The organism is Bradyrhizobium sp. (assembly GCF_027307225.1).
Lineage (GTDB): Bacteria > Pseudomonadota > Alphaproteobacteria > Rhizobiales > Xanthobacteraceae > Bradyrhizobium.
The window spans coordinates 47,103-73,402 of sequence record NZ_DAHUXJ010000009.1 but is presented as its reverse complement, the minus strand read 5'-3'; the positions used below and the strand labels follow the sequence as shown (position 1 = coordinate 73,402).

Sequence of the window (26,300 nt, the reverse complement as noted above, 5' to 3'; positions counted from 1 at the left end):
GGCGATGACAGCGGAGTTCTAGTGTCCCGATTCCGAAGTTCGTAGCCTGTTACGGAGCCACGTTTCGAACTTCGGAATCGAAAGGACACTAGCAAGCCTATTGATCTAGTGTGGCTTTGGTTCAGAAGTCCGCATGACGAGCCCGCGGCAGTAATGATGCGGACTTCTGAACCGCCACACTAGGTGGTCAGCCGCCCATCCACATGACCGGTAATTGCAAGCCGACGCACCTGACCCGGCGCCGAACCACTGATCGCAACGGGCAGAAAATGTTCCGTTCGGCCCTGCGTGCCGCTTTCGATCAGAATTTCGCGCGTAGCGCCGATTTCCGACACAAGACGTCGCCGCAGCGCGGCCTCGCCCGCCTCGCGCAGGCGCCTGGCGCGCTCCTTGACCAGGCCACGCTCGACCTGCGGCATGCGCGAGGCCGGCGTACCCGGACGAGGTGAATACGGAAAGACGTGCAGGAAGGTCAGGCCGCTTTCATCAATGAGGTCCAGTGAGCGGGCAAACATCTCTTCGGTCTCGGTCGGAAAGCCCGCGATGATATCGGCGCCAAGCGCAATATCCGGCCTCAGGTGACGCACTTGCCCGCAGAACTCGATCGCCTGCCGCCGCGAGTGACGGCGCTTCATGCGTTTCAAAATCAAATCGTCGCCGGACTGCAACGACAAATGCAGATGCGGCATCAGCCGCTCGTCCGTGGCGATGACCTCCAGCAAATCGCGATCAACCTCGATCGAGTCGACGGAGGAAATCCGCAAGCGCTTCAGTTCGGGCACGTCTCGCAGAATCTGCTTGGTCAGTTGGCCGAGTTTCGGAGCGCCGGGCAGGTCGGCGCCATAACTCGTGAGATCAACGCCGGTCAGCACGATTTCGGGATGACCGCGCTCGACCAGCGCGCGAACCAGCGCCACCGCCATCTCGACTGGCACCGAGCGCGAATTGCCGCGACCGAACGGAATGATGCAGAAGGTGCAGCGATGATCGCAGCCGTTCTGAACCTGCACTAAAGCGCGCGGCAGACCCTGCTGCAATCCTTCCAGACGAAGCGGCGCCATCCGGCGAACCGACATGACGTCGGTAACCGCGATCTTGTCGCTTGTTCCACCTCCATCAAACGCCGCGCGCGCGCGCTGCCAGGCCTCACCTTGCATCTTGTCGTCATTGCCAACGACGCGATCGACTTCCGTCATGCCGGCAAACATTTCGGCTTGAGTCTGCGCCGCGCAGCCGGTGACGACGATCCGCGCCGATGGCCGCTCTCGCTTCAGCTTGCGGACCTGTTGGCGCGCCTGCGCTACTGCCTCGCCTGTGACGGCGCAGCTATTGATGACGATGGTGTCGGAAAGCCCCGCGCGGACGGCTTCAAGGCGCACCACCTCAGATTCAAACGCGTTGAGACGGCAGCCGAAGGTGACGACGTCGACGCTCATGTGACCGAAGCAAACAGCGCCGGATCGAAATGGCCCTCATATTCGAAGGCTGCCGGGCCCGTCATCAGCACATGATCGTCGCGGTCGCGCCATTCGATGGTGAGATCGCCGCCGGGAAGCGTGATCTGGACCGTCCGGCTGGTGCGCTTGAGCCGCGCGGCCGCCACCGCGGTGGCGCAGGCCGCCGAGCCGCAGGCCTTGGTCAGGCCCGCGCCGCGTTCCCAGGTGCGGATCGTGATGTGATCGCGATCGACGACATGGGCGAGCGTGATGTTGGCGCGCTCGGGAAAGATCGGATGATTTTCCAATAGCGGGCCGAAGCGGCCGAGGTCGTAGCCCTGCACGTCGTCGACCCAGAAGATCGCATGCGGATTGCCCATGCTGACGACGGACGGCGTGTGCAGGATCGGAGCGTCGATCGGGCCGATCTGCAGCTCGATGCCACGCGTGTCGCGAAATTCCTCGGCGAGCGGAATATCCTGCCAGCCGAATTTCGGCGCGCCCATATCGACCGTGTAGAGATCGGCAGACGGCCCCTGCCAGCAATTCAACAGCCCGGCGCTGGTCTCAAACGTAACGGCGTTCTGACCGGATGCCTCGAACACGCGCCGCGCCACGCAGCGCATGCCGTTGCCGCAGGCGCCGGCTTCGGAACCGTCATTGTTGTAGATCCGGATAAAGGCCTCGGTGCCCGACAAGCGTGGCTGCTGCAGCACCATCAACTGGTCGTAGTGAACCCCGTTCGGCGAAGCGACCGCTCGCGCATCATCGGCCGTGACAGGGCCGGGCCGGTCGCGCAGGTCCACCACGACGATCTCGTTGCCGATCCCATTCATCTTGGCAAAGCTGTGGTTGGCGAGCGCGCTCATAAGCCTGTCCGGTCAAATGCCTTGCCTTATATGGCCAACGAGGCCGGATTAGCTAGATGTTGGTTTATCTGTGTCGCCGCCCCCGTCCCGGCGGGGAGGGCCCATGAAATATCCGCAAATATCTGCCATGGGACGAACGCCGCGCTCGCGTGTTAGACATCCGGGATTCGCGCGCGCAGGCCACCGAAGGCCTTGGAGAAGACCTGATGAACTACGCCAGCCCCCTTCGTGTTGCCCTGTTCGCTCTGGTCCCTCTGGTCGCCGTCGCATTCCAGTCTGTGCACGCGCAGGCGCCCACACCCGCAGCACCGGCCCCCTCCACGACCCCTGCCCCGCCGCCCGCCGAAAACAAATCTCCGGGGGACTTACCGTCGGCCAAGACCCCGGCCCCGGTTCAGACAGCGGATCCGTTTGGCGAGCAAATCATGCTGACGCCTAAAACGGTCATCGCCACCAAGGGCACGGCAAACTGGGACACCGCCTATGAAACCCTTGTTTCATCCTTGAAGACGCTGACGGCCGCGCTCGAGAAAAGCGGCGACAAGCAGGCCGGCAATTCGATGATCGTCTACACCTCGACCGACGACACCGGCTTTACCTATCTGGCGGAGATCCCGGTCGATCAGGAACCGAAGGACCTGCCGAAGGCGATCACCGTCGCCAAGTCCCCCGAGGGAAAGGCACTCAAATTTGTCCATCGCGGTTCGTATGAGAACATGGACAACACCTACGAGGCCATCACCAACCACCTCGATGACAAGAAGCTGGAAGCCAAAGACACCTTCATCGAGGAATACGTCACCGATCCCCTGAAAACGCCGGACGACAAGCTGGTGATCGACGTCTATGTGCCGCTGAAGTGAACATCATGGCAAAGCACACTTTCCTGCCCGCTCTCTTCCTTGCCGCGCTCGCTGTCGGCGCGCCGTTCGCCGCGCGAGCGCAGACGCCGACGGAACAGCCGGCGGTAATATCTGTGACCGGCGAAGCCCGCATCTCGATTGTGCCGGATATGGCCCAGATCGATGCAGGCGTGACATCGGAGGGGAAGACCGCGCGCGAGGCGTCAGATGCCAACAACGCCGCGATGGGCAAAGTGCTGCTGGCGCTGAAGGGCGCCGGCCTCGAGGAGAAGGACTATCAGACCTTGCGGCTGTCGCTGCAGCCGCAATACACGGCGGCCAAGTCCGGCGCACCGGCGACGATTTCCGGTTATCGCGCCAGCAACCGCGTAACGATCCGCCTGCACGACATCACCAAGGTTGCGAACGTCATCGATACCATGGTCACGGCCGGCGCCAACGAGATCGGCGGCATCGGCTTTACGGTATCGGAGGCGTCGATGCTGCTGGACGGCGCGCGCGCGCATGCGATTGCCGATGCCCGCCGCAAGGCCGAGATCTATGCGAAAGCAGCCGGTGTCACGCTGGGCACGCCCGTCAGCATTTCCGAAGAGGGCGCCGCTCAACCGCTGTTCCGCGCCAGGGTAATGGGCGGTATGGCGGCCGCCCCGACGCCGATCGCGCAGGGTGAAGAGACGTTGTCGATCACGGTTGGCGTGGTCTGGGCGATCAAGAAAGAGCAGTAGATCGCACTCATGTCCCGGACGCGTTGCATCACGAAGTGGTGCGACGCAGAGCCGCGACCGTCCGGACCAGCACCTGGGCCCGGCTCTGCAGCGCATCGCTACGCGCTGCGTCCGGGGCACGAGGAATTCCTAGATCTCCACCACCTGCCCTGGCTTGAGCGCAACAAGGCGTTCGCGAGGGATCTTTGCTTCATCGAGCGCTTCGCCGAGCGCAATCGCGGGCGCGTCGATGGCTTCGTCGGTGAGCTGGAACGTGCCATGGTGATGGGCGAGCGCCTGTGCCGCGCCGCAGTCGGCCAGCGCCATCACCGCGTCAGACGGATTCATGTGCTGGTCCTTCATGAACCAGCGCGGCTCATAGGCGCCGATCGGCAACAGCGCCAGCCGCAACGGACCATGCGTCCTTCCGATGTCGCGGAAATGCTTGCCCTCGCCATAGCCGGAATCGCCGACGGCATAGATTTTCCCCGCGCCCGTCTCGATCACGAAACTCGCCCACAGCGATCGATTGCGGTCGAACAGACCGCGCGCAGACCAGTGTCGCGTCGGCACCAGCGTGACCGCGACGCCTTTGCCGAGTTCAACGCGCTGATGCCAGTCGAACGCCTCGGCGCGAATGGCCGGATCGGCCTTCGTCATCGTCAGGTCGTTGCCAAGCGGCGTGACCACGCGCGGCGAGAATTTCCTGGCAAGCCGCGACAGGGTGACGACGTCGAGATGGTCGTAATGACCATGCGAGACCAGCACCGCATCGATACCAGGCAAGGCGTCGAAGGCGATGCCGGGATCGTTGTGACGCTTCGGACCTGCAAAGGCAAAGGGCGATACCCGTTCCGACCAAACGGGATCGACCAGGATGTTGAGACCGGCGGTCTGGATCAGCCAGCTCGCGTGACCCACGAACGACAGCCGCGCCTTGTTGCCCTCGACGCGCGCCGGCGGGACGTCGGCATAGGGGCTGGGTGCCCATTTCGGCCAGACCGCGCGCTTACGATCTCCGCCGAACTGCCAACGCCAGACTTCGCGGAGCGATTTTGGCGGCACGCCATCGGGATCGAAGAAAACCCGGCCGTCGAAATGGTCAGACGGGGGCCTATTGCTGGAACCATGCATGGGGAGGGATTGGCCGCAAAATGCCCGGTCCGCGCAAGAGCCCAGCAAGGCGTCCCGGTTCACGAAACCGCCATTCGGAACGCGACTTTCCTTGACTTTCCAGCCCCAAGGGGTTTTAAACCGCCGAAATTCATCGAAAAGATTGTCCTTTTCGACTCGCCGACCGGTCCTGGAGGCCGGAGGTCAACGCCCGACAGCGCGATGCGCCCTCGGGCGTAAAGGTGTTTGAAAGATCCTCATCCTGAGGAGCCGCGCGCACCCGAACAGGCCGAGCGATAGCGAGGCCGTCGTGAACGGTGCAGAAATATGCGGCGTCTCGAAGGATGAGGCCAATAATCGCAACCCTTCGAGACGCAGGCTTCGCCTGCTCCTCAGGGTGAGGCAACAAAGGACGACGCACTTGTTCGACAATCTGTCGGAAAAGCTGGGTGGCATTCTCGATCGGCTGACGCGGCGCGGCGCGCTGACGGAAGCCGATGTCGATGCCGCCATGCGCGAGGTGCGGCGCGCGCTGCTGGAAGCCGACGTCTCGCTCGATGTCGTCCGCAGTTTTACCGATCGGGTCCGCGAGCAGGCGATCGGCGCCACCGTCGTCAAGTCGGTCACGCCGGGCCAGATGGTGGTCAAGATCGTCCATGACGAGCTCGTCGCTACACTTGGCTCCGACGGCCAGGCCATCGATCTCAACGCGGTGCCGCCGGTCGCGATCATGATGGTCGGCCTGCAAGGCTCCGGCAAGACCACCACGACAGCGAAGCTCGCCCGCCGCATGGTCCAGCGCGACAAGCGCAAGGTGCTAATGGCTTCGCTCGACATCTACCGCCCGGCGGCGATGGAACAGCTCGCCATTCTCGGCCGCGACCTCGACATTCCGACGCTGCCGATCGTCGCCGGGCAAAAGCCCGCGCAGATCGCCAAGCGCGCGTTAGAGGCCGGCAAGCTCGGCGGCTACGACGTCGTGCTGCTCGATACCGCCGGCCGCACCACGCTCGACGAAGACATGATGAGCGAGGCGGCGGAGATCAAAGCCGCCGCCAGCCCGCACGAAGTGCTGCTGGTCGCGGATTCGCTGACCGGCCAGGACGCGGTCAACCTCGCGCGCTCGTTCGACCAGCGCGTCGGGCTGACCGGCATCGCGCTGACCCGCGTCGACGGCGACGGCCGCGGCGGCGCGGCGCTGTCGATGCGCGCGGTCACCGGCAAGCCGATCAAGCTGATGGGCACCGGCGAAAAGACCGATGCGCTGGAGGATTTCCATCCCAGCCGCATCGCCAGCCGCATTCTCGGCATGGGCGACGTGGTCTCGCTGGTCGAGAAGGCCGCCGCCAACATCGACGCCGAAAAAGCCGCGCGCACCGCCGAGCGGATGCGCAAGGGTCAGTTCGACCTTTCCGACATGCGCGAGCAGTTGATGCAGATGGCGAACATGGGCGGCATCTCCAGCCTGATGGGCATGATGCCGGGCATCGCCAAGATGAAGAACCAGATCGCCAATGCCGGGATCGACGACAGGATCATCAAGCGCCAGGTCGCGCTGATCGACTCGATGACGCGGCAGGAGCGCAAGCATCCCGACGTTCTCAAAGCGAGCCGCAAGAAACGGATCGCGGCCGGCGCCGGCGGCAAGGTCGAAGACCTCAACAAGCTGCTCAAGATGCACCGGAACATGGCCGACATGATGAAGGCCATGGGATCCGGCAAACGCGGCCCGCTCGCCGGCATCGCGCAAGCCATGGGCTTTGGCGGTGGCGTGCCGTCGGCCGAGCAGATGAAGGCGATGGCCGAGAAGATGCCGCAAGGTCCGGGCGGCATGCCTTCCTTGCCGAAAGAACTTCCAGCCGGTCTTCGCACCGGCCTGCCGAACTTGCCGGGGCTGACGGGACTATCCAACAAGCCGACCTTGCCCGGCCTCGGCGGCCTTCCCGGCCAGAAGAAGAAATAGTCGAGAGATCAATTTACCCCTATTCGAACAGACAAATCTAAGGAGAACCCAATGTCCGTCGTTATCCGCCTTGCGCGCGCAGGCACCAAGAAGCGCCCCGTCTATCACGTCGTCGTCGCCGACTCGCGCTTTCCGCGTGACGGCCGCTTCATCGAGCGGCTCGGCCATTTCAATCCGCTGCTGCCCAAGGATAATGCCGAGCGGCTCAAGCTCGACATGGACAAGCTCAAGGCCTGGCTCGCCAAGGGCGCGCAGCCGTCCGACCGCGTGATGCGTTTCCTCGACGCCGCCGGTGTGAAGAAGCGCGAAAAGCGCAACAACCCGGAGAAGGCCGTGCCGCGCAAGGAGCGCAAGGCGCAGGCCGAAGCCGCCGCGAAGTCGGCGTAACGCTTGAAGAGAGAAACGGCCTCGCGCTTCGAGATGCACGGCTCGCGCCGTGCTCCTCAGCGTGAGGGTCTTTCCCCACATCCCGAGGAGCGGCGTCGCCCAGGCCGGCCGGGCAACAGCGAGGCCGTCGCGAACGGTGCAGATAGGTGCCGCGTCTCGAAGGATGAGGCCCGCTAATGCCCGAGAAAATCTGCGTCGCCCGGATCGGCGCCGCGCATGGCGTGCGGGGCGCCGTGAAACTATGGACCTTCACCGAAGATCCCTTTGCGGTCGAAGATTACGGTCGGCTCGAGACCAAAGACGGCACCCGGAATTTTGAAGTGGCGAGCGCGCGCGAGGCCAAGGACCACATGGTCGTTACCTTCAAAGGTGTGACGACCCGAGACGAAGCGGAACGTCTCAACGGAGTTGAGCTGTACGTGCCGCGCGAAAGACTGCCGGCGACCGAAGATGACGAATATTATCACGCCGACCTGATCGGGCTTGACGCTGTAACCAGCGCGGATGAGCCGCTCGGCCGCGTGATCGCGATTCATAATTTCGGCGCCGGCGACATCATCGAGATCGCGCCCGAAACCGGCACGACGATACTTTTGCCGTTTTCCAACGCCGTGGTGCCGACCGTGGACATTGCGGGCGGCCGGGTCGTGATTGAGCTGCCAGAAGAAATCGATGGCGACGATCCCAACGCCGCCTGATCACCATCTCCTTGCGAACCGGGAGCGATTGACATGAGCAAAACCCACAAGGCCTGGCGGATTCATGCCCATCACGATCTGCGTTTCGAGGATGTCGAGACGCCGAAGCCTGCACCCAATGGCGTGCTGGTTGCGATCGAAGCCGGCATGGTGCTCTCCTATATGGGACGCGTCATGGCGGGCCAGGTGCCTTACAATTTGCCGCCAATGCCGTTCGTGCCCGGCACCAACGCGATCGGCCGCGTGATCGCAGCCGGCGAGAATGTCGGACATGTTCGCAGCGGCGACCGCGTCTTCCTCAGCCCGCATTTGCGCGGCGACGTGCCGAGCGCTGAACCGCCGCAGATCCTGATCGGTTTGACCGCAACCAGTCCAACAGCGGAAGCGCTCGCCTTGCAGGCCCGCTGGCGCGACGGTGTCTTTGCGCAAGTTGCACATTGGCCGGCCGCCTGCATCACGCCGCTGACTTTGCTCGACGACAAGCCTGCGACCGAGTTGATCGCCCTCGCCAAGCTGATCGTGCCGTTCGGCGGGTTGCAGCGAACCGGCCTGCGCGGCGGCGAAACCATCATCGTCAATGGCGCAACGGGCTATTTCGGTTCGGGCGCGGTGATGCTTGCCGTGGCGATGGGAGCGGGGCGCGTCGTTGCGGTCGGCCGCAAGCCGGAAGTGCTCGAATCGCTGCGCGACAGATTCGGCCCGCGCGTGATCCCCGCCATTGTCTCCGGCGATGCCGGCAAGGACCTCGCCATTATCCGCCACGCCGCCGGCGGCAGCGCCCGCGTTGCGCTTGATTTGCTCGGCTCTGCCAAAAGTACGTCGACCACGCTTTCCTGCCTGCGCGCACTGAAACGCGGCGGTCGATTGGTGCTCATGGGCAGCGCCGAGGTGCCGCTCGAACTGTCGATGCGCGAGATGCTCGCGAACGATTGGGAAGTGGTGGGTCAGTTCATGTATGAGCGTCAGGCGCCGGCGCAGCTCGCCGCGCTGGTGGCGGAAGGCCTGCTGGATCTCCGGCACGTGCAGGTCACGACTTTCAAGCTGGCCGACTTCGAGCGCGCCGTCGACAGCGCGGCGCTGATGCAGGGTCTCGATCTCACGGCCGTGGTGTCTTAGCAGCGGATCAGGTGCGCCGGCCGTCAGCGTCTGAGGTCGAAACGCCCGTCACGCCGCGCTCGGGAACCGCTCGACATAGTTGTCGCCTGTGCGGCCGTAGTAGACCGCGCGGCGGCCGGCGAGCGACACCATGTAGCCGACGCAACCGGCGCGCGCGATCCGGTCGCAGAATTCCCGGTACTGGATTTTCTGCTGCTGGATGGCGCGGATCGCGGCCTCAACATCGCCGGCGGCGAAATCGTTCGCCGGCGTCTCGCCAACCGGCTCGGCGGAGACCCGATGCGACTCGCCTGAGGGCATGTAGAAGGTTCGTTCTCCACGCAGGAGATCGGCATGATAGCGCTCGACGCCGACAGCCGCGAGCTTCATCACCATTTCGGGAAAGGTGATGCGCTCCTGATCGGAAGCTTCCGCACACTCCTGCATGATCCGGATAATCTCTGGCTTCATTGTCATTCTCCTGTTTTGAGCCAAAATCAATCGACCGGTGGCGCATGAAGATCGAGCCGCTTCAGGATGTCCTGCATGATGCGCATCAGCCCCGAACGATCCGCCGGCGGGAGATGCGCAAAGAATTCCGCATCGTTGCTGTCGGCAAGTTTCGACAGTTGCGGCACCAGCGCGCGGCCGGCCTCGGTGATTGCGAGTTCCTGTGTGCGGCGATCTCCCTTACCCGCGCTTCGAGTCACCAGCGCCTTGGCGACCAGCCGGTCGGCGAGTTTCGAGATCGCGCCACGTGTCATGCCCATGCGATCGGCCAGCACGCTCGGCGCGAGCGTTAATTCGTCGTGGAGCACGCGAAGCATCACCCACTCGGCGACCGTCACCCCGCGTCCTTCCACCTTGCGGCGGAAGGCGTGCGAGACCTGGTTCGAGACGGCGCGCAACCAGAAGCCCAGATGGTCCTCAAGATTGCTGATCTCGGCCTTTGCCATGGTCGCTCCGTTAGTTGACTAGGAAACTATCACGAGAAGTTTCCTAGTCAACTAATTTTTGCGGTTTGATTTCTGAATGCGGCCGGGCAATGCAGGGCGATGAATTCAACCTGGCACGCGACCGTTCTGACCCTGTTTCCGGAGATGTTTCCGGGACCGCTTGGCGTAAGCCTCGCCGGCAAAGCGCTTGCCGCGCGGGTTTGGTCGCTTGAGGCGCGAGATATCCGGGATTCCGCCACCGACCGCCATCGCAGCGTCGACGACACCCCGGCCGGCGGCGGCCCGGGCATGGTGCTGCGGGCGGATATTCTGGCCGCGGCGATCGATGCCGCGGAGGCTTCGGCCGGCGCACGGGAAAACCGGCCAAGGCTGCTGATGAGCCCGCGGGGTCGGCCATTGACCCAGTCGTTGGTGCGCCAACTCGCCGCTGGCCCGGGCGCGCTGATCATCTGTGGCCGTTTCGAGGGGGTGGACCAGCGGGTGATCGAGGCGCGCCAGCTCGAGGAAGTCTCGGTCGGCGACTACGTGCTGTCGGGCGGCGAAATCGCCGCGATGGCCCTGGTCGACGCCTGCGTCCGGTTGTTGCCAGGGGTCATGGGCAAGGCGGAATCGGCCTCGGAGGAGAGCTTTTCCGATTCCCTACTGGAATTCCCCCAATATACCCGTCCGCAGGCCTTCGAAGGCCGGCAGATCCCCGCAATTCTTAGCTCGGGCGACCACGCCAAGGTCGCATCCTGGCGGCGGGCCGAGGCGGAGGCACTGACGCGGGCGCGGCGGCCCGATTTATGGGAGGTGCACGAAAACGCGTCAAAAAGCACGACAAAGGAGTGACAAACCGAGACCTTTGCCGTATATGGGCGCCAATTCCGAGAACTGACGGCAGCTTGGATCGCGAGCCCCCGGACTGGCAGGGCGCGCGCCGCCGATGGAGATTACCAATGAACCTGATTCAACAGCTCGAAAAAGAGCAATTCGAAAAACTGTCGGCCGGCAAGGACATTCCGGATTTCGGGCCCGGCGATACGCTGATCGTCAACGTCAAGGTGGTCGAAGGCGATCGCACCCGCGTGCAGGCCTATGAAGGCGTCTGCATCGGCCGCTCCGGCGGCGGGCTCAACGAGAGCTTCACCGTGCGCAAGATTTCCTACGGCGAAGGCGTCGAGCGCGTCTTCCCGGTCATGTCGCCGATGATCGACTCCATCAAGGTCGTGCGCCGCGGCAAGGTGCGCCGCGCCAAGCTGTATTACCTGCGCAATCTGCGCGGAAAGTCGGCCCGCATCGTCGAGAAGACCGAACGCGCGACCGCCGTGAACGAGTAATTCGAGCCAATCCAGGCTCTCTAAAAAGCGCGGGGCGTATGCCCCGCGCTTTTTGTTGCCGGCACGCCGCGACCGCAGGGCGCCCCCACGCGAAGAGGTCTCGCTCTCGCCTGCGCGCGTGCTATATATCGGTCTCAAATGGTTCTAAATCGCACCAGCGAGAGTTGCCGGCGCGTCGTCATCGACGATCACGCCCGCCTGCCCGGCCGCTTCTTCGGACGGTTCGCGACGTCTGCGACCTCGGAACTTGCGCGCGCGTTTTGACGCTGCGCCCTCCGCCGTCTTCGGCGCGATTCCGTCTCTCACGATTTTCAATTTTAGGAGCTTACGCTCATGTCCAAACCGACCACCCTGTACGACAAGATCTGGAACGAACATCTGGTGCATGAGGCCGATGACGGCACCTGCCTGCTCTATATCGACCGCCACCTGGTGCATGAAGTGACTTCGCCGCAGGCTTTCGAAGGCCTGCGCACCACGGGGCGAAAGGTCCACGCCCCCGAAAAGACGCTCGCGGTCGTCGATCACAACGTTCCGACCACGGATCGCACCAAGCCCAATCCCGATCCGGAAAGCGCCGAACAGATCAGGGTGCTGGCGGAGAACGCCAGGGATTTCGGCATCGAGTATTACAACGAGTTCGATCGCCGCCAGGGCATCGTCCATGTCATCGGCCCCGAGCAGGGCTTTACGCTGCCGGGCACCACGATTGTTTGTGGCGACAGCCACACTTCGACCCATGGCGCGTTCGGCGCGCTGGCGCACGGCATCGGCACGTCGGAGGTCGAGCATGTGCTCGCGACGCAAACGCTGATCCAGAAAAAGGCGAAGAACATGCGCGTCGTCGTCGACGGCAAATTGCCGGGCGGCGTCACCGGCAAGGATATCATCCTGTCGATCATCGGCGAGATCGGCACCGCCGGCGGCACCGGCTATGTGCTGGAATATGCCGGCGAAGCGATCCGTTCGCTCACGATGGAAGGCCGGATGACGGTCTGCAACATGTCGATCGAAGGCGGCGCGCGCGCCGGTCTCGTCGCGCCCGACGAGAAATCGTTCGAGTTCCTGAAGGGCCGTCCGAAATCGCCAAAGGGCGCGGCCTGGGATGCCGCGCTGCGCTATTGGGAAAGCCTGCGCAGCGACGACGGAGCGCATTTCGACCACGAGATCAGGCTGGATGCCGCGAAGCTGCCGCCGATCGTGACCTGGGGCACCTCGCCGGAAGACGTTGCTTCGATCGCGGGTCTCGTGCCCGATCCCGACAAGATCGAGGACGAGGCGAAGCGCCTCTCCAAGCACCGCGCGCTCAGCTACATGGGGCTGAAGGCGGGGACGAAGATCACCGATATCAAGCTCGACCGCGTCTTCATCGGCTCCTGCACCAACGGCCGGATAGAGGATTTGCGCGCAGCGGCGAAAATCGCCGACGGCAAGCGGGTCAACGCCAATGTCAATGCGATGATCGTGCCGGGCTCGGGCATCGTGAAGGAGCAGGCGGAAGCCGAAGGCCTCGACAAGATTTTCATCAAGGCCGGCTTCGAATGGCGCGAACCGGGCTGCTCGATGTGCCTTGCCATGAACCCGGACAAGCTAAGCCCCGAAGAGCGCTGCGCCTCTACCTCAAACCGCAATTTCGAGGGCCGCCAGGGCTTTAAGGGGCGCACCCACCTGGTCTCACCGGCCATGGCGGCGGCCGCCGCGATTGCCGGGCATTTCGTCGATATCAGGGACTGGCATTAAATCGGCGTCCCTCTTTCAAAATCGCGGTATCGAAGAAGGAACCCGTTAACCCGGCGGGCGCAAAATTGCCGGCGAAGAAGGTCCGTTCGCGACTGCGCGAGGGAACGGTCATGGCAGACAAAACCGGAAAGTCTGAATTCGTCGATACCATCGGCGACGCGACAACGCAGCGCTACCGGCGCGCGATGCCGCGCGCCAAGGCGCCCGTCGTCAAGGCGGCCCCAAAGATGGGCCACTGGCCGCCGGAGCGCCTTGAGCAATGGCGGCTGGAAAATCTGACGCCATGGAAGATCAAGCCCTGGAAGATCAAGGACTGGGTCTGAAAGGGCGCGCGTCCCGCTTTCCCTAAAAAACGCGCGCATCGCGCAAAGGATCAGGCGCCCTTGCGGGGCGCCTGACTCACCTCACCTCACGTGTCTCGAACCTCAACGTCAGGCGCGATGATTTCTGCGCTGATGATGGCGTGCGGCGCGATGATGGCAGACGACACGCGGGCCATGCACGGTCAGCAGCGCCGCTCCTGCGCCCGATACGCACAGCCGAGGTCGCGCACGAACTAAAAAGCTGAACACGGACATCGCCCTTCCGATGGCTAACAGCGCGAACGAGTCTGCCAACGGCTCGCGGCGGCGCTGTCGATGCCTCGCTTTCGAGGTGTGATGCTTTCGCGGCGTGGTTTTTCTGGCGCGAAATCTAGCGACCAAAATCTGAACGCGCCATGAATGTGTCGGCCACAGATTTGCTCGGAATCGTTAGCGCCGCTCTGACTCACACGCGCATGATCGCCATCATGGGAATAAATTGCGGCGAACGAAAAAACGGGCGCAACAAGCGGGCCCACCAGGCTCGATTTGCCTTGAATGATCAGCAACAGCGCCATCAATGATGATGCCAGTGATGATGATGCGACGACTCTGAAGGCCTCCAGGGAAGTGCCTAGCCGTGGCGCCAGACGCAGGTCATGTGCGGCACGATGACCGTCCCGCTCGGCCGATATTCCTGCACATAGGATGCGTTGCACTCCCGAACGGCATTCGGGCCGGGGTTATAATGAGGAAAGACGTCGGATCCGGGCTCGGCCGGATAGCGCGGGTAGATGCGAACCCGCCGCGGCGGACGAACCGGGGCTGGACGAGCGGCCAGATCGGCGGGCGTCAACGCTTGTGCAACGCGTGTGCCCTGCGTCGCGGTTTGCGCTTCAGCGCCGGCCGTCAGCAGCGCGAAAGCGCCTGCCAGAATCCCTGCCACCGCCAGTTTGCCGAACCTCATCGCCACGCCCGCCCTGTTTCGCTTATTGATCCCTACGGTCTCTGATTGCCGGGCCAACGTCAACAATCAAGGCCGACCTTTCCGGGCCCGTCATGCAGGCCGGGCGTCGCGTTCGATCGCCGGGCCGGTTCCTGCGCCCTTTGCGGCTGCGGATCCAGATGACAGTCTGTGACAACAGGAAAACACGACCGGAGGCAGAAGATCATGACGGTTATGTGATCGTACAGCTCAAAATGACCGACCGCGCATCCTATGACCGCTATCAGGCGCGCTTCTTCGATGTCTTCAAGAAATTCACTGGCCGTTTGCTGTCGCCCGATGAAAGTCCGACCGTGCTGGAGGCCGCATGGGACCGCGACAAGCTGGTATTGATGTCGTTTCCCGACGAAGCTGCCTTTCGCGCCTGGGGCCAGTCGGCCGAATATCTGCAAAATTCGAAAGACCGAAAGGCCGGCGCGCAAGCTGTGGTCCTGCTGGCCAAGGGATTTGGCTGACGGCTATTCACGAGGCATGCACAATGTGGAAATCAGCCAAGGCGCCCTCACTCGCCGAACTGGAGACGGTGGCGCAGGATATCCTGGCGCGGCTGCCCGAAGCATTCCGCGATCTCTGCGAAGGGGTCGTGGTCCGCGTGGAGGATTTCGCGACAGACGAGATCCTCGACGAGATGGAAGCGGAGAGCGAATTCGACCTGCTCGGCCTGTTCCAGGGTGTCGGCCTGCCGCAGCAGAGCCAGAGCGACATCGCGCGCCTGCCCAACCTGATCTGGCTCTACCGGCGGCCGATCCTGGACTACTGGGCCGAACACGACGAGACATTGGGGAGAATCGTCCGCCATGTGCTGATCCACGAGATCGGGCATCACTTCGGCCTCTCCGACGAGGACATGGCAGCTATCGAGGCAGACGCAGTTTGAGGCAGCTTTTTGTCCTTTTATGCGGGTCGCATTCGCGATAAACCACCGCTCCAAATTGCTTTTCGTCCATGCCAACCAAGAAGTGTGCTCCTCATGGATAAGTTCACGACGCTGGAAGGCGGTGCCGCGCCGCTGAAGATCATCAATGTCGATACCGACATGATCATCCCCAAGCAGTATCTGAAGACCATCAAGCGCACGGGTCTCGGCAAGGGCCTCTTCTCGGAACAGCGCTACAAGGACGACGGCAGCGAGAATCCGGATTTCATCCTCAACCAGCCCGCCTACCGCAACGCCAAGGTGCTGGTGGCCGGCGACAATTTCGGCTGCGGCTCGAGCCGCGAGCATGCGCCGTGGGCACTGCTCGACTTCGGCATTCGCTGCGTGATCTCGACTTCGTTCGGCGATATCTTCTATAACAACTGCTTCAAGAACGGTATTCTGCCGATCCGCGTTGCCCAGGAAGATCTCGACAAGCTGTTCGACGACGCCGAACGCGGCGCCAACGCGACGTTGACCATCGATCTTCCCAATCAGGAAATCCGCGGCCCCGACGGCGGCACCGTGAAGTTCGAGATCGATCCCTTCCGCAAGCATTGCCTGATGAACGGGCTCGACGATATCGGCCTCACCATGGAGAAGAAGCCGTCGATCGATGCCTATGAGGCGAAGCTGAAAGAACGCGCCTGGGCGTAGTTTTGTCTGACGCGTTTTCTATCGCAGATAGGTCTGCGCAATCTGCGGGCACTCGATTGCTATGCGAACCGGTCTCCACCCTCGGATCAAGTCCGGAGGCATGCTTCGCTCGAAAACGCTATGCCCTTGCGCCCTGACATCGTCACCTTCTGGCATGGTCCGCTCGATCGCCTGCGCCGGCTATGCCTGCGCTCGCAGGCCGCGGCCGGTCACAAGGTGACGATCTACAGTTTCGATCCGATCTCGCAATTGCCCGACGGCATTGCCAACGCGGAAGCCGAGGCCATCCTGCCGCATTCTTTTGCCGAGCGGCTGCGCCCCGCAAGGCCCGATGGCGTCTGGATCGACCGGACCATGCTGCAATTTTCGGATTTTTTCCGGATGCGGCTGATGGCGAAGAGCACCGGCCTATGGCTTGACGCCGACGTGCTGCTGCTCAAGCCGGTCGAGATCGATCCCGCAAAACCCTATTTCGCGTGGGAGCAACCGCGACAGCTCGGCAATTCGGTGTTGTACCTGCCGCCCAACGATCCGATCGTCGCCGCCTTCGAAGCGCTGATGGCGCAGGACGAGCTGACGCCGGACTGGCTGTCGCGCCGGCATCGCCTGACTTTCATGCTGCATAAATTGCGCGGAACGACGCGCATCTCGGAAGTGCGGCTTGCGATCTATGGTCCGGCAGCGCTCACCGCGCTCGCCCGCCGCGCCGATGAATTGCAATACGCGCTGCCGAAGAAGTCGTTTTACGCCGTGCACGCCGAACCGAAACTGTTCTTCGATCCAGGGGATTTTTCCGCACTGACCGGCGACGCCGAAATTATCGGCTTTCACATATCGCCCAAAGGCCGCGGCAATGACCAGCCCGTTCCCGGCAGCCTGTACGCCTGGGCGGCTGAGAAGTTCCGTTGATCTCATCGCGAGGAGCCGCCAACGGGTCGCGCGAACGCGCGCCCGATGACCTGCTCCACGGCGTCTCGGCGGATGGAGATGCGCGTGCGGCATGCCCCGGATGCTGCGCAGCGCGAAGCGGTGCGCTGCTGATCCGGGGTCCATGATGGACCCGTAAGTAACCCCTAGCTAGGTCCCGGCTCTGCGGAGCAGCGTACCGGACGATGCGTTGCATCGCCGGGAGAACGCTGCACCGCGTCCGGGACACGAGAAACATTGTTCCAAACGCCAATCCATTGTTGCTCCGAATAGAATCTTTAGGGGTGCCCCATCGCGGCGATCGAGTCGGCCAGCATGATCGTACGGCGCGCCATGTCGGCATGCAGCCGCTCCACCATCTGGCCGTCGAGCGAGATGGCGCCGCGCGTGGCATTCTCCGGCAATTCGAAGGCGGCGATGATCCTGCGGGCGCGCGCCACTTCTTCCGCGGGCGGCGTGAAGATGACATTGCAGGCTTCGATCTGGCCGGGGTGAATCAGCGTCTTGCCATCGAAGCCGAGATCGCGCGCCTGCACGCATTCCTGATTGAATCCCTCGATATTGCTGAAATCGCTGTAGGGCCCGTCGAGGATTTCGAGGCCGTAGGCGCGCGTGGCCAGAATGCAGTGGGTAATCATCGGCAGCATGATCGCGCGTCCCGGCTGCATGCGGATTCGGGTTTCGCGCGAGATATCGTTGGGGCCGAACACAAAGCCGGCGAGCCGCGGCTCGTCGCGCGAGGCCGCTGCCAGTTCCTCGGCATGCAGCACCGAGCGGGCGGTCTCGATCATGGCCCAAACGCGGATCGACGGATCAGCCTTCGCCTCACGCAAGGTGCTCGAGATAGTGCGAAGATCTTCCACGCGGGATACTTTCGGGACCAGGATGGCGTCTGGCCTGGCCTTGGCGGCCATCTTGGCGTCGTCGGCCCAGAACGGCGTGTCCAGCGCGTTGGTCCGGACCCAGACCTCCCGCTTGCCAAAGCCGCCCGCCGCAATCGCCTTGGCGATCTGGTCGCGCGCCAGAGGCTTGGCGTCCGGCGCGACCGAGTCTTCGAGGTCGAGGATCATGGTGTCGGCGGCAAGGACGCGCGCCTTCTCCAGCGCCCGCGAATTCGAGCCCGGCATGAACAAAAGGCTGCGGCGCGGGTGGGTCATATTTTCATCCCTTTCGATCACCAAATTTTATGGGCTCGGCGGCAGGCCTTGCATAAGGTGCGCTGGAACCGTCGGCGTCCTTTGTCGCTTGAGCATGGGAGCCACGACTTAACATCTCGATCCTGGCTTCGAAAGGCTTGTTCCAGCCCCTTGCATATGATTAGGAACGAGGATGCTGACCTTCCCAAAACGGCTCCTTGACGGTTACCGGACGTTCCGGACGCAGCGCCTGCCGACCGAGCAGTCGCGCTATCGCGAATTGTCCGAACGCGGCCAATTCCCCGAAGTCATGGTGATCGGCTGCTGCGACTCGCGCGTCTCGCCCGAAGTGATCTTCGACGTTGGCCCCGGCGAATTGTTCGTAATGCGCAACATCGCCAACCTCGTGCCGGTCTACCAGCCCGACGAGAACGCCCACGGCGTCTCGGCGGCGCTCGAATATGCCGTCAACGTGCTGCGGGTGAAGCACATCGTGGTGCTCGGCCACGCCCAATGCGGCGGCATCCGCGCTTTCGTCGACAAGATCGAACCGCTGTCGCCGGGCGACTTCATCGGCAAATGGATGGCGATGTTCATCAAGCCGGGCGAAGTGGTCGAGCAGCGCGACAAGGAAACAATGCAGCAATTTGTCACCCGGATCGAGAAGGCCGCGGTGTTCCGCAGCCTGGAGAACCTGATGACATTTCCCTTTGTGAAGAGGGCGGTTGAGCGCGGCGACATGCAACTGCACGGCGCCTATTTCGGCGTGGCCGAGGGATCGTTGTTCGTCCTCGACAAGGTGACGAAGGAATTCCTGAGTGCCAAAGAGAACGAATAGGAAGTAGCGAGAGGAGCGGTTTTTTATTCCGCCACTCGTTATTCCTCACCGTGATCGCTGCTCCAACGATCGGACAAGGCCAGCATCAGCGTCGAGATCACGAACACCAGATGCACACCGACGAGCCACGTCATCCTGGTGGCATCGAAGTTGCGATCGATGTTGAGAAATGCCTCCAGCACATGGATCGCGGAAATCGCGACGATGGAAGCCAGCAGCTTCTGCTTCAGCCCGGCGAAATCGATCTTGGTCATCCAGACCGGCCAGCTGGGATGATCGCGAGTGTCGATGCGCGAGACGAAATTCTCGTAGCCCGAGAAAACCACGATCAGGATCAGATTGGCGACCAGCACCACGTCGATCAGCGAGAGTACGCCGAGGATGGTGTCGGTCGACTTGGCGCCGGGCGCTTCGAGAATGAACTCCCAGAGCATCCGGACGAATTTGAGAAGCAGGACGACGATGCTGACGATGAGGCCGACATAGAACGGCGCCATCAGCCAGCGGCTATTGAACAGCGCGATCTCGGCACCGCGCTCGACGGCATTGCGTCCGTTGTCCGATCGCGACGGAGCCGGGGTCTCGGACATGTCTCCGGCTCCCTGCGCGACCGGCCTCAGGCCGCCTGCTTCTTGGCACGAAGCAGCTTGCGGTTGATCAGGACTTCCGCGATCTGGATCGCGTTCAATGCGGCGCCCTTGCGCAGGTTGTCGGACACGCACCACAGCGCAAGCCCGTTCTCCACCGTCGCATCCTCGCGAATGCGGCTGATATAGGTGGCATCCTCGCCGGCTGCCTCGTAAGGCGTGACGTATCCGCCGGACTCCCGCTTGTCGATGACAAGGCACCCCGGCGAACGCCGCAGGATATCACGCGCCTCGTCCGCCGTGATCGGATGTTGAAATTCGATATTGACCGCTTCCGAATGGCCGACGAAGACCGGCACGCGCACGCAGGTGGCGGAAAGCTTGATCTTGGGATCAAGAATCTTCTTGGTCTCCATCATCATCTTCCACTCTTCCTTGGTGTAGCCGTCCTCCATGAACACGTCGATCTCGGGGATGACGTTGAAGGCGATACGCTTGGGGAATTTCTTGTTGATCAATTCGCTGTTGGTGTAGACGGCCTTGGTCTGCGAGAACAATTCGTCCATCGCATCCTTGCCGGCGCCCGACACCGACTGGTAGGTCGCGACCACGACCCGCGTGATAACCGCCTTGTCGTGCAGCGGCTTGAGCGCAACGACGAGCTGCGCGGTCGAGCAGTTCGGATTGGCGATGATGTTCTTCTTGGTGAAGCCAGCGGTCGCATCCGCATTGACCTCCGGCACGATCAGGGGGACGTCCGGATCCATGCGCCAGGCGGAAGAGTTGTCGATGACGACCGCCCCGGCAGCAGCGATCTTCGGCGACCATTCCTTGGAGACCGAGCCGCCCGCCGACATCAGGCAGATGTCGACGTCGGAGAAATCGTAGTGCTCGAGCGCTTTGACCTTCAGGGTGCGGTCGCCATAGGACACTTCGACGCCGACGCTGCGGCGTGACGCGAGCGCCACGACCTCGTCAGCAGGGAATTTGCGCTCGTCCAGAATGTTGAGCATTTCCCGCCCCACATTGCCGGTCGCGCCGACCACTGCGACTTTGTAACCCATCGTTCACTCTCCGAAGAAAAAAGCCCGCCCTTCGCAACAAGCGGAAAGGGAAGAAGTGGCGCTTCTATGCGAGAAACGCCGTCAAGACAACGTTTCGCGCGCCCAGGCATCTTTCGGCGCCCGGGCCCCTGATGCGATCCAGCCAAGACAACCACCTCTGCATTCATCCGGCGCTGACCAGCTTTGCCGACGAATGCTGCGCGACGCTGGCGCAGCTGATTGTCTATGTGGGCGCGCTCGCACTTTTTGCCATTGCCGGCTTGCATTTCTGGAACCAGTTGCAGTTCGGAACGGCGGCCAGTTCGGCCGCCCGGGCGGGCTTTACCCTGGCTGCCCGCTCGCGCCCGGGTTTCGCCGCCGGGTCGCTAGATCCACTAGAAAACTCAGAGAGTTACGAGGTTTTCCGGCATCCGGCGTGCAGCCGGAAGAATGTGTTCCATTGGGGTCCCCCGAATGAAAGGCCTGTAGCTGAGCTTGAAATCTACCGTCCTGGCGGCGAATTCGAACCGTCTCTACCGCGAACAGCCAATCTGGCGGCACGGATAGCGGGCGGGGACCGCCGGGAACTCGAAGCGGCCGGCGTCATCGCCAGCAAATTCGGCAACGTGGCGCTGTTTCGCGATTCCGGTCGTTTCGATCCGGCAAAATCCTGCCTCGGTTTTCTCAAGCAGTTCGGCGATCCGGCGTTGCAAGTCTCCGGCTGGTCGTGTCAGGGAGCGACGCTAACGGCACGGCGCGCGTCGATCGGCTGCATGCTGGACCGGCTGACCCTGCTCGCGTCCGGAAACGACCGGACTCTGGCCGAGCTGTTTGCCCGCGCCGAGCTGAATCACAGGGGTTGCGGCCGGGCATCCGCCGCCATTGCCGCAGACTGGGGCACTGGCGCCGAAAACCCGCGGCTGCGCGGCCCCTTATGACCGGCTACCAGCCAAGAAGTTGGTTCTCGCGCAACTTTTTGACCCACGCCTGCTTTATTTATCGCCAACTGTGGCCCGTTTGACCTTGTGACAATAGACACCGCCGCTACAATGCCAGACGAACTAGGGCGTTTGCCTGAAGAGGACCCGATGACCCCAAGATTTGCTGCCGCCAACAAAATTGCGGTGTTGTTTGCCGCCATCGCCATTGGCGCCGCAGGTTTCGCCGCTTCGCCGGCCAGCGCGCAGACACCGGCGCAGAAGAAGGAAGCCAAGCGCCAATACGACAACCACGGCCGGATCGTTTATGGGTCGGGCGGGCCGAACGTGTCCTATCAGCAGGGGCCGCATACGCGCGTCTTCATCACCAAGCGCTCCTGGCTCGATGCCGGCACTGAAGTCCTGCCCGGCGACCGCAAATTCACCGATTACGCGTTTCCGCCGGAGCTGGGCTACCCCGATTTCGCGCGTGAAAACAACAATCGCCCGATCGACCGCCAGCCGCTTAACCCGCCGTCGGATATGGGCGGCTATCCGTCGCGGATCGCGCTGCCCTATTGAGCCAGCGTCGGCTTGATTGCCTCGCGCCCGCCAAATGCGGGCGCGATTTGCTTTTCCGTGGCGTGGATCGGCGTTTCGCTCGTCAACCGCAGGCCGGCGCATTATCCGTACAGCGCCTGCAGCTCTTTCAGGATCGCCTCACCCATCTGCGACGTCGACACCGCGGTGGTGCCCGCGGACTTGATATCCGCCGTGCGCATTCCCTTGGCGAGCACGGCCGCAATCGCCGCTTCGACCTTGTCGGCGAGCGCGCCGAGTTCGAACGAATAGCGCAACGCCATTGCGAATGAGGCGATCATCGCGATCGGATTGGCAAGCCCCTGGCCTGCGATATCCGGCGCCGAGCCGTGCACGGGCTCGAACAGCGACTTGCGCTTTTTGGTCTTGGCGTCGATCTCGCCGAGCGACGCCGACGGCAGCATGCCAAGCGAACCCGTCAGCATCGCCGCAATATCCGACAGCATGTCGCCGAACAGATTGTCGGTAACGATGACGTCGAACTGCTTCGGCGACTTCACCAGGTTCATGCCGCCGGAATCGGCGAGCTGGTGTTCGAGCTGCACGTCCTTGTATTCGCGGTTGTGAACCTGCGTGACGACCTCGTTCCAGAGCACGCCGGACTTCATCACGTTGCGCTTTTCCATCGAGGTCACCTTGTTGCGGCGCTTCTTCGCCAGATCGAAGGCGACGCGCGCGATACGCTCGATTTCATAGGTGTCGTAGACCTGGGTATCGATGGCGCGCTTCTGGCCGTTGCCGAGATCGGTGATGGTTTTCGGCTCACCGAAATAGACCCCGCCGGTGAGTTCGCGCACGATCATGATGTCGAGGCCTTCAACCACCTGGCGCTTCAGGCTGGAGGCTTCCGCGAGCGCCGGGTAGCACACAGCGGGCCTTAAGTTCGCGAACAGGCCAAGATCCTTGCGCAACCGCAAAAGCCCGGCCTCGGGCCGGGCCTCATAGGGAACACTGTCCCATTTCGACCCGCCCACGGCGCCGAAGATCACTGCATCGGCCGCCTTGGCCTGCGACATGGTCGAGTCCGTGATGCTTTGCTTGCTGGCCTCATAGGCTGCGCCGCCGACCAGACCCTCTTCGGTCTCGAAACGCGCAATTCCCTGCGCATTGATCCACCCGATCAGGCACTTCACCTCGCCCATCACTTCGGGGCCGATGCCGTCGCCAGGAAGAAGCAGCAGTTTATGGGTCGCCATGATCGAATGCCTTATGAAGGATAGCAGGTCAGCGCGGAGTGCTAATGCGGCGTTGCGCAGATGGCAAGACACCATTGCCCCGGCGCGCCTATGCAGCGGCGCGAAGGCTCGTCACAATGTGTTCCCGTCGGAGATTCACGTGGCTCTTCCCGAACCTTCCCGTCGGCCGGATCATCCGGCCCGGTTGATCCTGATTCTGTCCCTGGCGCCGACAATCGGCCTTGGCATCGGGCGCTTCGCCTATTCTCTGGTGCTGCCGGACATGCGCGATACGCTCGCCTGGTCCTATTCGGTGGCCGGTTTCATGAACACCGTCAATGCGGCCGGTTATCTCGCCGGCGCCTTCGCTGCAGCGCCGCTGATCCGCCGTTTCGGACTGCCCGCTGCCGTGCGCTGGAGTACACTCGCCTGTCTGTTATCGCTGGCGCTCAGCGCACTCTCGGGCAATTTCTTCATGTTGAGTTTTGCCCGCCTGCTGGTGGGCGTGGGAGCAGCGGTTGCCTTTGTCGCGGGCGCCGCGCTTGCCGCCCGGATTGCCCAAAGCTACCCCGCGCGCGCGGATTTTCTCCTCAGCCTGTTTTATGCCGGACCGGGGCTCGGCATCGTCACCTCCGGACTGATCGCGCCGTTCGTATTGAAGGCATTCGGTCCGGGATCGTGGTGGATCGTGTGGTGGGCGATGACGCTCCTCTCGGTCATCCTGACCATCCCGCTACTGGTGACGCAACTCAGCGCCGGCAACGGCCCCGCGGCAGCAAAACCGGCACGCTTTGCGATCCGGCCAATCCTGATCTATCTCGCCGGCTATTTTCTGTTCGGCGCAGGCTACATCGCCTACATGACCTTCATGATCGCCTATGTCCGCGATGCCGGCGGCGGCGCGGCCGCGCAGAGCGCGTTCTGGTGCCTGCTCGGCGCCAGCGCGTTCGTTACGCCATGGGTTTGGCGGCGTATCCTTGCATGGAACAGCGGCGGCCTCTCCACCACCATCATACTCGGCGTCAACACGCTGGGCGCATCGCTGCCGTTGTTCGGGCATTCCGCGCTGATGCTGACGATATCGGCGCTGGTGTTCGGCATATCCTTCTTTGCGATCGTCGGATCGACCACCGCCTTCGTGCGCTTCAACTCGCCACCGGACGCGTGGCCGAAGGGAATCGCGGCCATGACCATCGCCTTCGGGATCGGCCAGACGCTGGGGCCGACTGCGGTCGGCGCGATCACTGACCACTTTGGCAGCCTGTCCTACGCCTTGAACGCATCGGCAGCGCTGCTGGCGTTAGGGGCGATCGCCTCGGCGTTTCAACGGCGGTTGGCGAAATCCTGATCCCGTCATTCCCGAGCGGTCCACCTGGACCGAACTATGGTTCGCAATTGCGAACCTGAAAATCTCGAGATTCCGGGTCTGCGGGTCAGTTTCCGCTGAACGAATTGTAACCCTGATCTTCCCAGTAGCCGCCCTTGTAGTCGTTGGTGACTTCCATCGAGAGCACATATTTCGGATTCTTGAAGCCGAGCTTGGTCGGCACGCGGATCTTCATGGGATAGCCGTAAGCACGCGGCAGAATCTCGTCGGCGAACTTGAAGGCCATGATGGTCTGCGGATGCAGCGCGCTTTCCATGTCGAGCGGTGAGTTGTAGCCATCGCGGTCGGCACACTGGAACCAGCAGTATTTGGCGCTCGTATCGGCCCCGATCGCCTTGAGGAAATAGCTGAGCGGCGTTCCGGTCCAGCTTCCGATCGCGCTCCAGCCTTCCACGCAGATGTGGCGCGTAATCTGCTTTTGCTGCGGCAGCTTGTAGAGCTCGTCCAGCGTCCAGGGCTTCTTGTTCTCGACAAGTCCGCTGACTTCGAGCTTCCAGTCTTTACCATCAATATCCGGCGCGTCGTCGACCTCGTAATAGCCGTTGAACGGGAATGGCTTGGTGATGGCGCTTTCCGGAAACGTCGGCGCCAGCGCGTAAGGATTGAAGATGAGGGCCTGCACGGCGTCGTTGAACTTCGAAACCCTCTTCAGCATTTCCTCGGCCGAGTCGGAACTGACAACATCGCAGCCGGTCAAAAGCGTGAGCGCGCCGAGGCTTGCACCGCCCGTGATGAAACGCCGGCGCACCAGATCCGGCATCGCCCTGGTCGCATCCTTGACCAGCAATTTCTTGTCGACGCCGGGGATCAGAAGCTTGCGAAGTCGGCCCATGGCTAGTCTCCGGTGGCGGCTCAGCGGCCGATGATCATGGCGCGCAGGCTTTTGGGCACCAGCACCGCCAACAGAATATGGATCGTCAGAAACGCGACGATCGTGGACATGCAGAAGAAGTGCACATAGCGTGCGATATCGTATCCGCCGAACAGCGCCGTCAGATACTGAAACTGCACCGGCTTCCAGATCGACAATCCCGACAGCACAATGACGATGCCGACGACAATGATGCCGGCATAGAGCAACCTCTGCACCTGATTGTACTTGCTGAGGTCATCATGCGAGAGCTTGAAGGTCAGCGCCGCGACCGCGTCCGAGATCACGCCGCGCGGGGAAATCGGCAACAGCTTTTTCTTAAAGCGCCCGGTTGCAAAACCCGTGATCAGATAGGCGAGACCGTTGATCATCAACAGCCACATCGCCGCAAAATGCCAGAGCAGCCCGCCGGCAAGCCAGCCGCCCAGCGTGATTGAAGACGAGAACGTCAGCGACCGGAACAGCGGCGAGGCGTTGTAGATTTGCAGTCCCGACAGGATCATCAGGATGATGGCAACGGCGTTGATCCAGTGCATCAGGCGCACCCAGGCCGGCTGAATGACCTTGGGAGCGGTTGCGGTGTGCTGCTCGGTGGCTGCAAGGCTGGCCATGATGTTCCCGTCGCTGAAAGCTCGTCTGTGTAGATATACGCCAAAACCGATCCCTCGTTACTGCCAGAACTCTTGACGACAGCCAAGAAATCCACCGCTCCCCGCGATCGGAGGTCACAAAAAAGCGAGCCGGGTCTCCCCGGCTCGCTTCTCCCGCCTTCCGGTATCCCGAGGGGAGAAATGG

31 protein-coding genes are annotated in these 26,300 nt (G+C 62.6%); 18 read left to right on the top strand and 13 right to left on the bottom strand.

The genetic code is table 11. The features are described 5' to 3' along the window. Window positions 1-179: 179 nt before the first annotated feature. Together mtaB and dapF are read right to left on the bottom strand one after the other, a co-directional pair. Window positions 180-1,436, bottom strand: a complete 1,257-nt coding sequence (gene mtaB, locus M6D32_RS01615; protein ID WP_298252696.1) for a tRNA (N(6)-L-threonylcarbamoyladenosine(37)-C(2))-methylthiotransferase MtaB — start codon at window positions 1,434-1,436, stop codon at window positions 180-182. Beyond that, on the bottom strand, window positions 1,433-2,305 hold the full coding sequence (gene dapF, locus M6D32_RS01610; protein WP_298252694.1) for a diaminopimelate epimerase: 873 nt from the start codon (window positions 2,303-2,305) through the stop codon (window positions 1,433-1,435). The genes mtaB and dapF overlap by 4 nt, the downstream gene beginning before the upstream one ends. A gap of 206 nt (window positions 2,306-2,511) precedes the next feature. On the opposite strand from dapF, the gene M6D32_RS01605 reads away from it, so the two are divergent. Together M6D32_RS01605 and M6D32_RS01600 are read left to right on the top strand one after the other, a co-directional pair. After that, window positions 2,512-3,168: a GyrI-like domain-containing protein gene (locus tag M6D32_RS01605; protein ID WP_298252692.1), complete on the top strand. Its 657-nt coding sequence runs from the start codon at window positions 2,512-2,514 to the stop codon at window positions 3,166-3,168. 5 nt (window positions 3,169-3,173) lie between these two features. Then, a complete protein-coding gene (locus M6D32_RS01600) occupies window positions 3,174-3,893 on the top strand; it encodes an SIMPL domain-containing protein (protein WP_298252690.1) in 720 nt (239 codons plus the stop codon). A 129-nt stretch (window positions 3,894-4,022) separates the two neighbouring features. Here M6D32_RS01600 and M6D32_RS01595 read toward each other — a convergent pair whose 3' ends face one another. Continuing rightward, window positions 4,023-5,006: an MBL fold metallo-hydrolase gene (locus M6D32_RS01595; protein ID WP_298252688.1), complete on the bottom strand. Its 984-nt coding sequence runs from the start codon at window positions 5,004-5,006 to the stop codon at window positions 4,023-4,025. A gap of 400 nt (window positions 5,007-5,406) precedes the next feature. Here M6D32_RS01595 and ffh point away from each other — a divergent pair, with 400 nt between their 5' ends. From ffh to M6D32_RS01575, 4 genes are all read left to right on the top strand, one after another. Then, entirely contained in the window at window positions 5,407-6,948 is a 1,542-nt protein-coding gene (ffh, locus tag M6D32_RS01590) for a signal recognition particle protein (protein ID WP_298252686.1), read from the top strand. 51 nt (window positions 6,949-6,999) lie between these two features. Then, the gene (rpsP, locus tag M6D32_RS01585; RefSeq protein ID WP_298252684.1) at window positions 7,000-7,335 is read left to right on the top strand and encodes a 30S ribosomal protein S16; all 336 of its coding nucleotides are present in this window, start codon (window positions 7,000-7,002) and stop codon (window positions 7,333-7,335) included. A gap of 176 nt (window positions 7,336-7,511) precedes the next feature. Further along, window positions 7,512-8,033 carry a ribosome maturation factor RimM gene (rimM, locus tag M6D32_RS01580; RefSeq protein WP_298252682.1) on the top strand — a complete coding sequence of 174 codons (522 nt, stop codon included), beginning with the start codon at window positions 7,512-7,514 and terminating at the stop codon, window positions 8,031-8,033. Window positions 8,034-8,066: 33 nt separating this feature from the next. After that, window positions 8,067-9,149, top strand: coding sequence for a zinc-binding dehydrogenase (locus M6D32_RS01575; RefSeq protein WP_298252680.1), 1,083 nt, complete (start codon window positions 8,067-8,069; stop codon window positions 9,147-9,149). Between the two features lie 48 nt (window positions 9,150-9,197). Here the strand turns inward: M6D32_RS01575 and M6D32_RS01570 are convergent, their stop codons facing one another. Continuing rightward, window positions 9,198-9,599, bottom strand: a complete 402-nt coding sequence (locus M6D32_RS01570) for a DUF1398 family protein (RefSeq protein ID WP_298252678.1) — start codon at window positions 9,597-9,599, stop codon at window positions 9,198-9,200. 26 nt (window positions 9,600-9,625) lie between these two features. Then, window positions 9,626-10,084 carry a MarR family transcriptional regulator gene (locus tag M6D32_RS01565; RefSeq protein ID WP_298252676.1) on the bottom strand — a complete coding sequence of 153 codons (459 nt, stop codon included), beginning with the start codon at window positions 10,082-10,084 and terminating at the stop codon, window positions 9,626-9,628. 99 nt (window positions 10,085-10,183) lie between these two features. On the opposite strand from M6D32_RS01565, the gene trmD reads away from it, so the two are divergent. From trmD to M6D32_RS01545, 4 genes are all read left to right on the top strand, one after another. Beyond that, window positions 10,184-10,915, top strand: coding sequence for a tRNA (guanosine(37)-N1)-methyltransferase TrmD (trmD, locus tag M6D32_RS01560; protein ID WP_298252674.1), 732 nt, complete (start codon window positions 10,184-10,186; stop codon window positions 10,913-10,915). 107 nt (window positions 10,916-11,022) lie between these two features. Next, window positions 11,023-11,403: a 50S ribosomal protein L19 gene (gene rplS, locus M6D32_RS01555; RefSeq protein WP_298252672.1), complete on the top strand. Its 381-nt coding sequence runs from the start codon at window positions 11,023-11,025 to the stop codon at window positions 11,401-11,403. 333 nt (window positions 11,404-11,736) lie between these two features. After that, window positions 11,737-13,143 carry a 3-isopropylmalate dehydratase large subunit gene (gene leuC, locus M6D32_RS01550; RefSeq protein WP_298252670.1) on the top strand — a complete coding sequence of 469 codons (1,407 nt, stop codon included), beginning with the start codon at window positions 11,737-11,739 and terminating at the stop codon, window positions 13,141-13,143. A 110-nt stretch (window positions 13,144-13,253) separates the two neighbouring features. Beyond that, window positions 13,254-13,466, top strand: a complete 213-nt coding sequence (locus M6D32_RS01545; protein ID WP_298252668.1) for a hypothetical protein — start codon at window positions 13,254-13,256, stop codon at window positions 13,464-13,466. A 269-nt stretch (window positions 13,467-13,735) separates the two neighbouring features. Here M6D32_RS01545 and M6D32_RS01540 read toward each other — a convergent pair whose 3' ends face one another. Beyond that, a complete protein-coding gene (locus M6D32_RS01540) occupies window positions 13,736-14,023 on the bottom strand; it encodes a hypothetical protein (RefSeq protein WP_298252666.1) in 288 nt (95 codons plus the stop codon). A 56-nt stretch (window positions 14,024-14,079) separates the two neighbouring features. Beyond that, complete coding sequence (locus tag M6D32_RS01535; protein ID WP_298252664.1) at window positions 14,080-14,412, bottom strand: hypothetical protein; 333 nt, start codon at window positions 14,410-14,412, stop codon at window positions 14,080-14,082. A gap of 158 nt (window positions 14,413-14,570) precedes the next feature. On the opposite strand from M6D32_RS01535, the gene M6D32_RS01530 reads away from it, so the two are divergent. The 4 genes from M6D32_RS01530 (at window position 14,571) to M6D32_RS01515 (ending at window position 16,933) form a co-directional block, all read left to right on the top strand. Next, window positions 14,571-14,906 (top strand): DUF1330 domain-containing protein, encoded by a 336-nt coding sequence (locus M6D32_RS01530; protein ID WP_298252662.1) that lies wholly within the window; start codon window positions 14,571-14,573, stop codon window positions 14,904-14,906. A 23-nt stretch (window positions 14,907-14,929) separates the two neighbouring features. Beyond that, window positions 14,930-15,328, top strand: coding sequence for a metallopeptidase family protein (locus M6D32_RS01525; protein WP_298252660.1), 399 nt, complete (start codon window positions 14,930-14,932; stop codon window positions 15,326-15,328). A 93-nt stretch (window positions 15,329-15,421) separates the two neighbouring features. Beyond that, the gene (gene leuD, locus M6D32_RS01520) at window positions 15,422-16,024 is read left to right on the top strand and encodes a 3-isopropylmalate dehydratase small subunit (protein ID WP_298252658.1); all 603 of its coding nucleotides are present in this window, start codon (window positions 15,422-15,424) and stop codon (window positions 16,022-16,024) included. Window positions 16,025-16,150: 126 nt separating this feature from the next. After that, window positions 16,151-16,933, top strand: coding sequence for a hypothetical protein (locus tag M6D32_RS01515; protein WP_298252730.1), 783 nt, complete (start codon window positions 16,151-16,153; stop codon window positions 16,931-16,933). Between the two features lie 296 nt (window positions 16,934-17,229). On the opposite strand, the gene M6D32_RS01510 is transcribed toward M6D32_RS01515, so the two are convergent. Then, on the bottom strand, window positions 17,230-18,108 hold the full coding sequence (locus M6D32_RS01510) for a CoA ester lyase (RefSeq protein ID WP_298252656.1): 879 nt from the start codon (window positions 18,106-18,108) through the stop codon (window positions 17,230-17,232). A gap of 172 nt (window positions 18,109-18,280) precedes the next feature. Between M6D32_RS01510 and M6D32_RS01505 the strand changes: the two genes are divergently transcribed. Next, entirely contained in the window at window positions 18,281-18,925 is a 645-nt protein-coding gene (locus tag M6D32_RS01505) for a carbonic anhydrase (protein ID WP_298252654.1), read from the top strand. A 38-nt stretch (window positions 18,926-18,963) separates the two neighbouring features. Here M6D32_RS01505 and M6D32_RS01500 read toward each other — a convergent pair whose 3' ends face one another. Further along, entirely contained in the window at window positions 18,964-19,515 is a 552-nt protein-coding gene (locus tag M6D32_RS01500) for a TIGR00645 family protein (protein ID WP_298252652.1), read from the bottom strand. Between the two features lie 26 nt (window positions 19,516-19,541). Next, on the bottom strand, window positions 19,542-20,576 hold the full coding sequence (locus M6D32_RS01495) for an aspartate-semialdehyde dehydrogenase (protein ID WP_298252651.1): 1,035 nt from the start codon (window positions 20,574-20,576) through the stop codon (window positions 19,542-19,544). A gap of 131 nt (window positions 20,577-20,707) precedes the next feature. Between M6D32_RS01495 and M6D32_RS01490 the strand changes: the two genes are divergently transcribed. Together M6D32_RS01490 and M6D32_RS01485 are read left to right on the top strand one after the other, a co-directional pair. Then, window positions 20,708-21,493, top strand: coding sequence for a hypothetical protein (locus M6D32_RS01490; protein ID WP_298252650.1), 786 nt, complete (start codon window positions 20,708-20,710; stop codon window positions 21,491-21,493). Between the two features lie 150 nt (window positions 21,494-21,643). Continuing rightward, window positions 21,644-22,054 carry a hypothetical protein gene (locus M6D32_RS01485; protein WP_298252648.1) on the top strand — a complete coding sequence of 137 codons (411 nt, stop codon included), beginning with the start codon at window positions 21,644-21,646 and terminating at the stop codon, window positions 22,052-22,054. Between the two features lie 101 nt (window positions 22,055-22,155). Here the strand turns inward: M6D32_RS01485 and leuB are convergent, their stop codons facing one another. Further along, a complete protein-coding gene (leuB, locus tag M6D32_RS01480) occupies window positions 22,156-23,268 on the bottom strand; it encodes a 3-isopropylmalate dehydrogenase (protein ID WP_298252646.1) in 1,113 nt (370 codons plus the stop codon). A gap of 139 nt (window positions 23,269-23,407) precedes the next feature. Here leuB and M6D32_RS01475 point away from each other — a divergent pair, with 139 nt between their 5' ends. Continuing rightward, window positions 23,408-24,595 carry a YbfB/YjiJ family MFS transporter gene (locus M6D32_RS01475; protein WP_298252644.1) on the top strand — a complete coding sequence of 396 codons (1,188 nt, stop codon included), beginning with the start codon at window positions 23,408-23,410 and terminating at the stop codon, window positions 24,593-24,595. 85 nt (window positions 24,596-24,680) lie between these two features. Here the strand turns inward: M6D32_RS01475 and M6D32_RS01470 are convergent, their stop codons facing one another. Further along, window positions 24,681-25,466, bottom strand: a complete 786-nt coding sequence (locus M6D32_RS01470) for a molybdopterin-dependent oxidoreductase (RefSeq protein WP_298252642.1) — start codon at window positions 25,464-25,466, stop codon at window positions 24,681-24,683. A 20-nt stretch (window positions 25,467-25,486) separates the two neighbouring features. Beyond that, a complete protein-coding gene (locus M6D32_RS01465) occupies window positions 25,487-26,116 on the bottom strand; it encodes a cytochrome b/b6 domain-containing protein (RefSeq protein ID WP_298252640.1) in 630 nt (209 codons plus the stop codon). Window positions 26,117-26,300 lie beyond the last annotated feature (184 nt).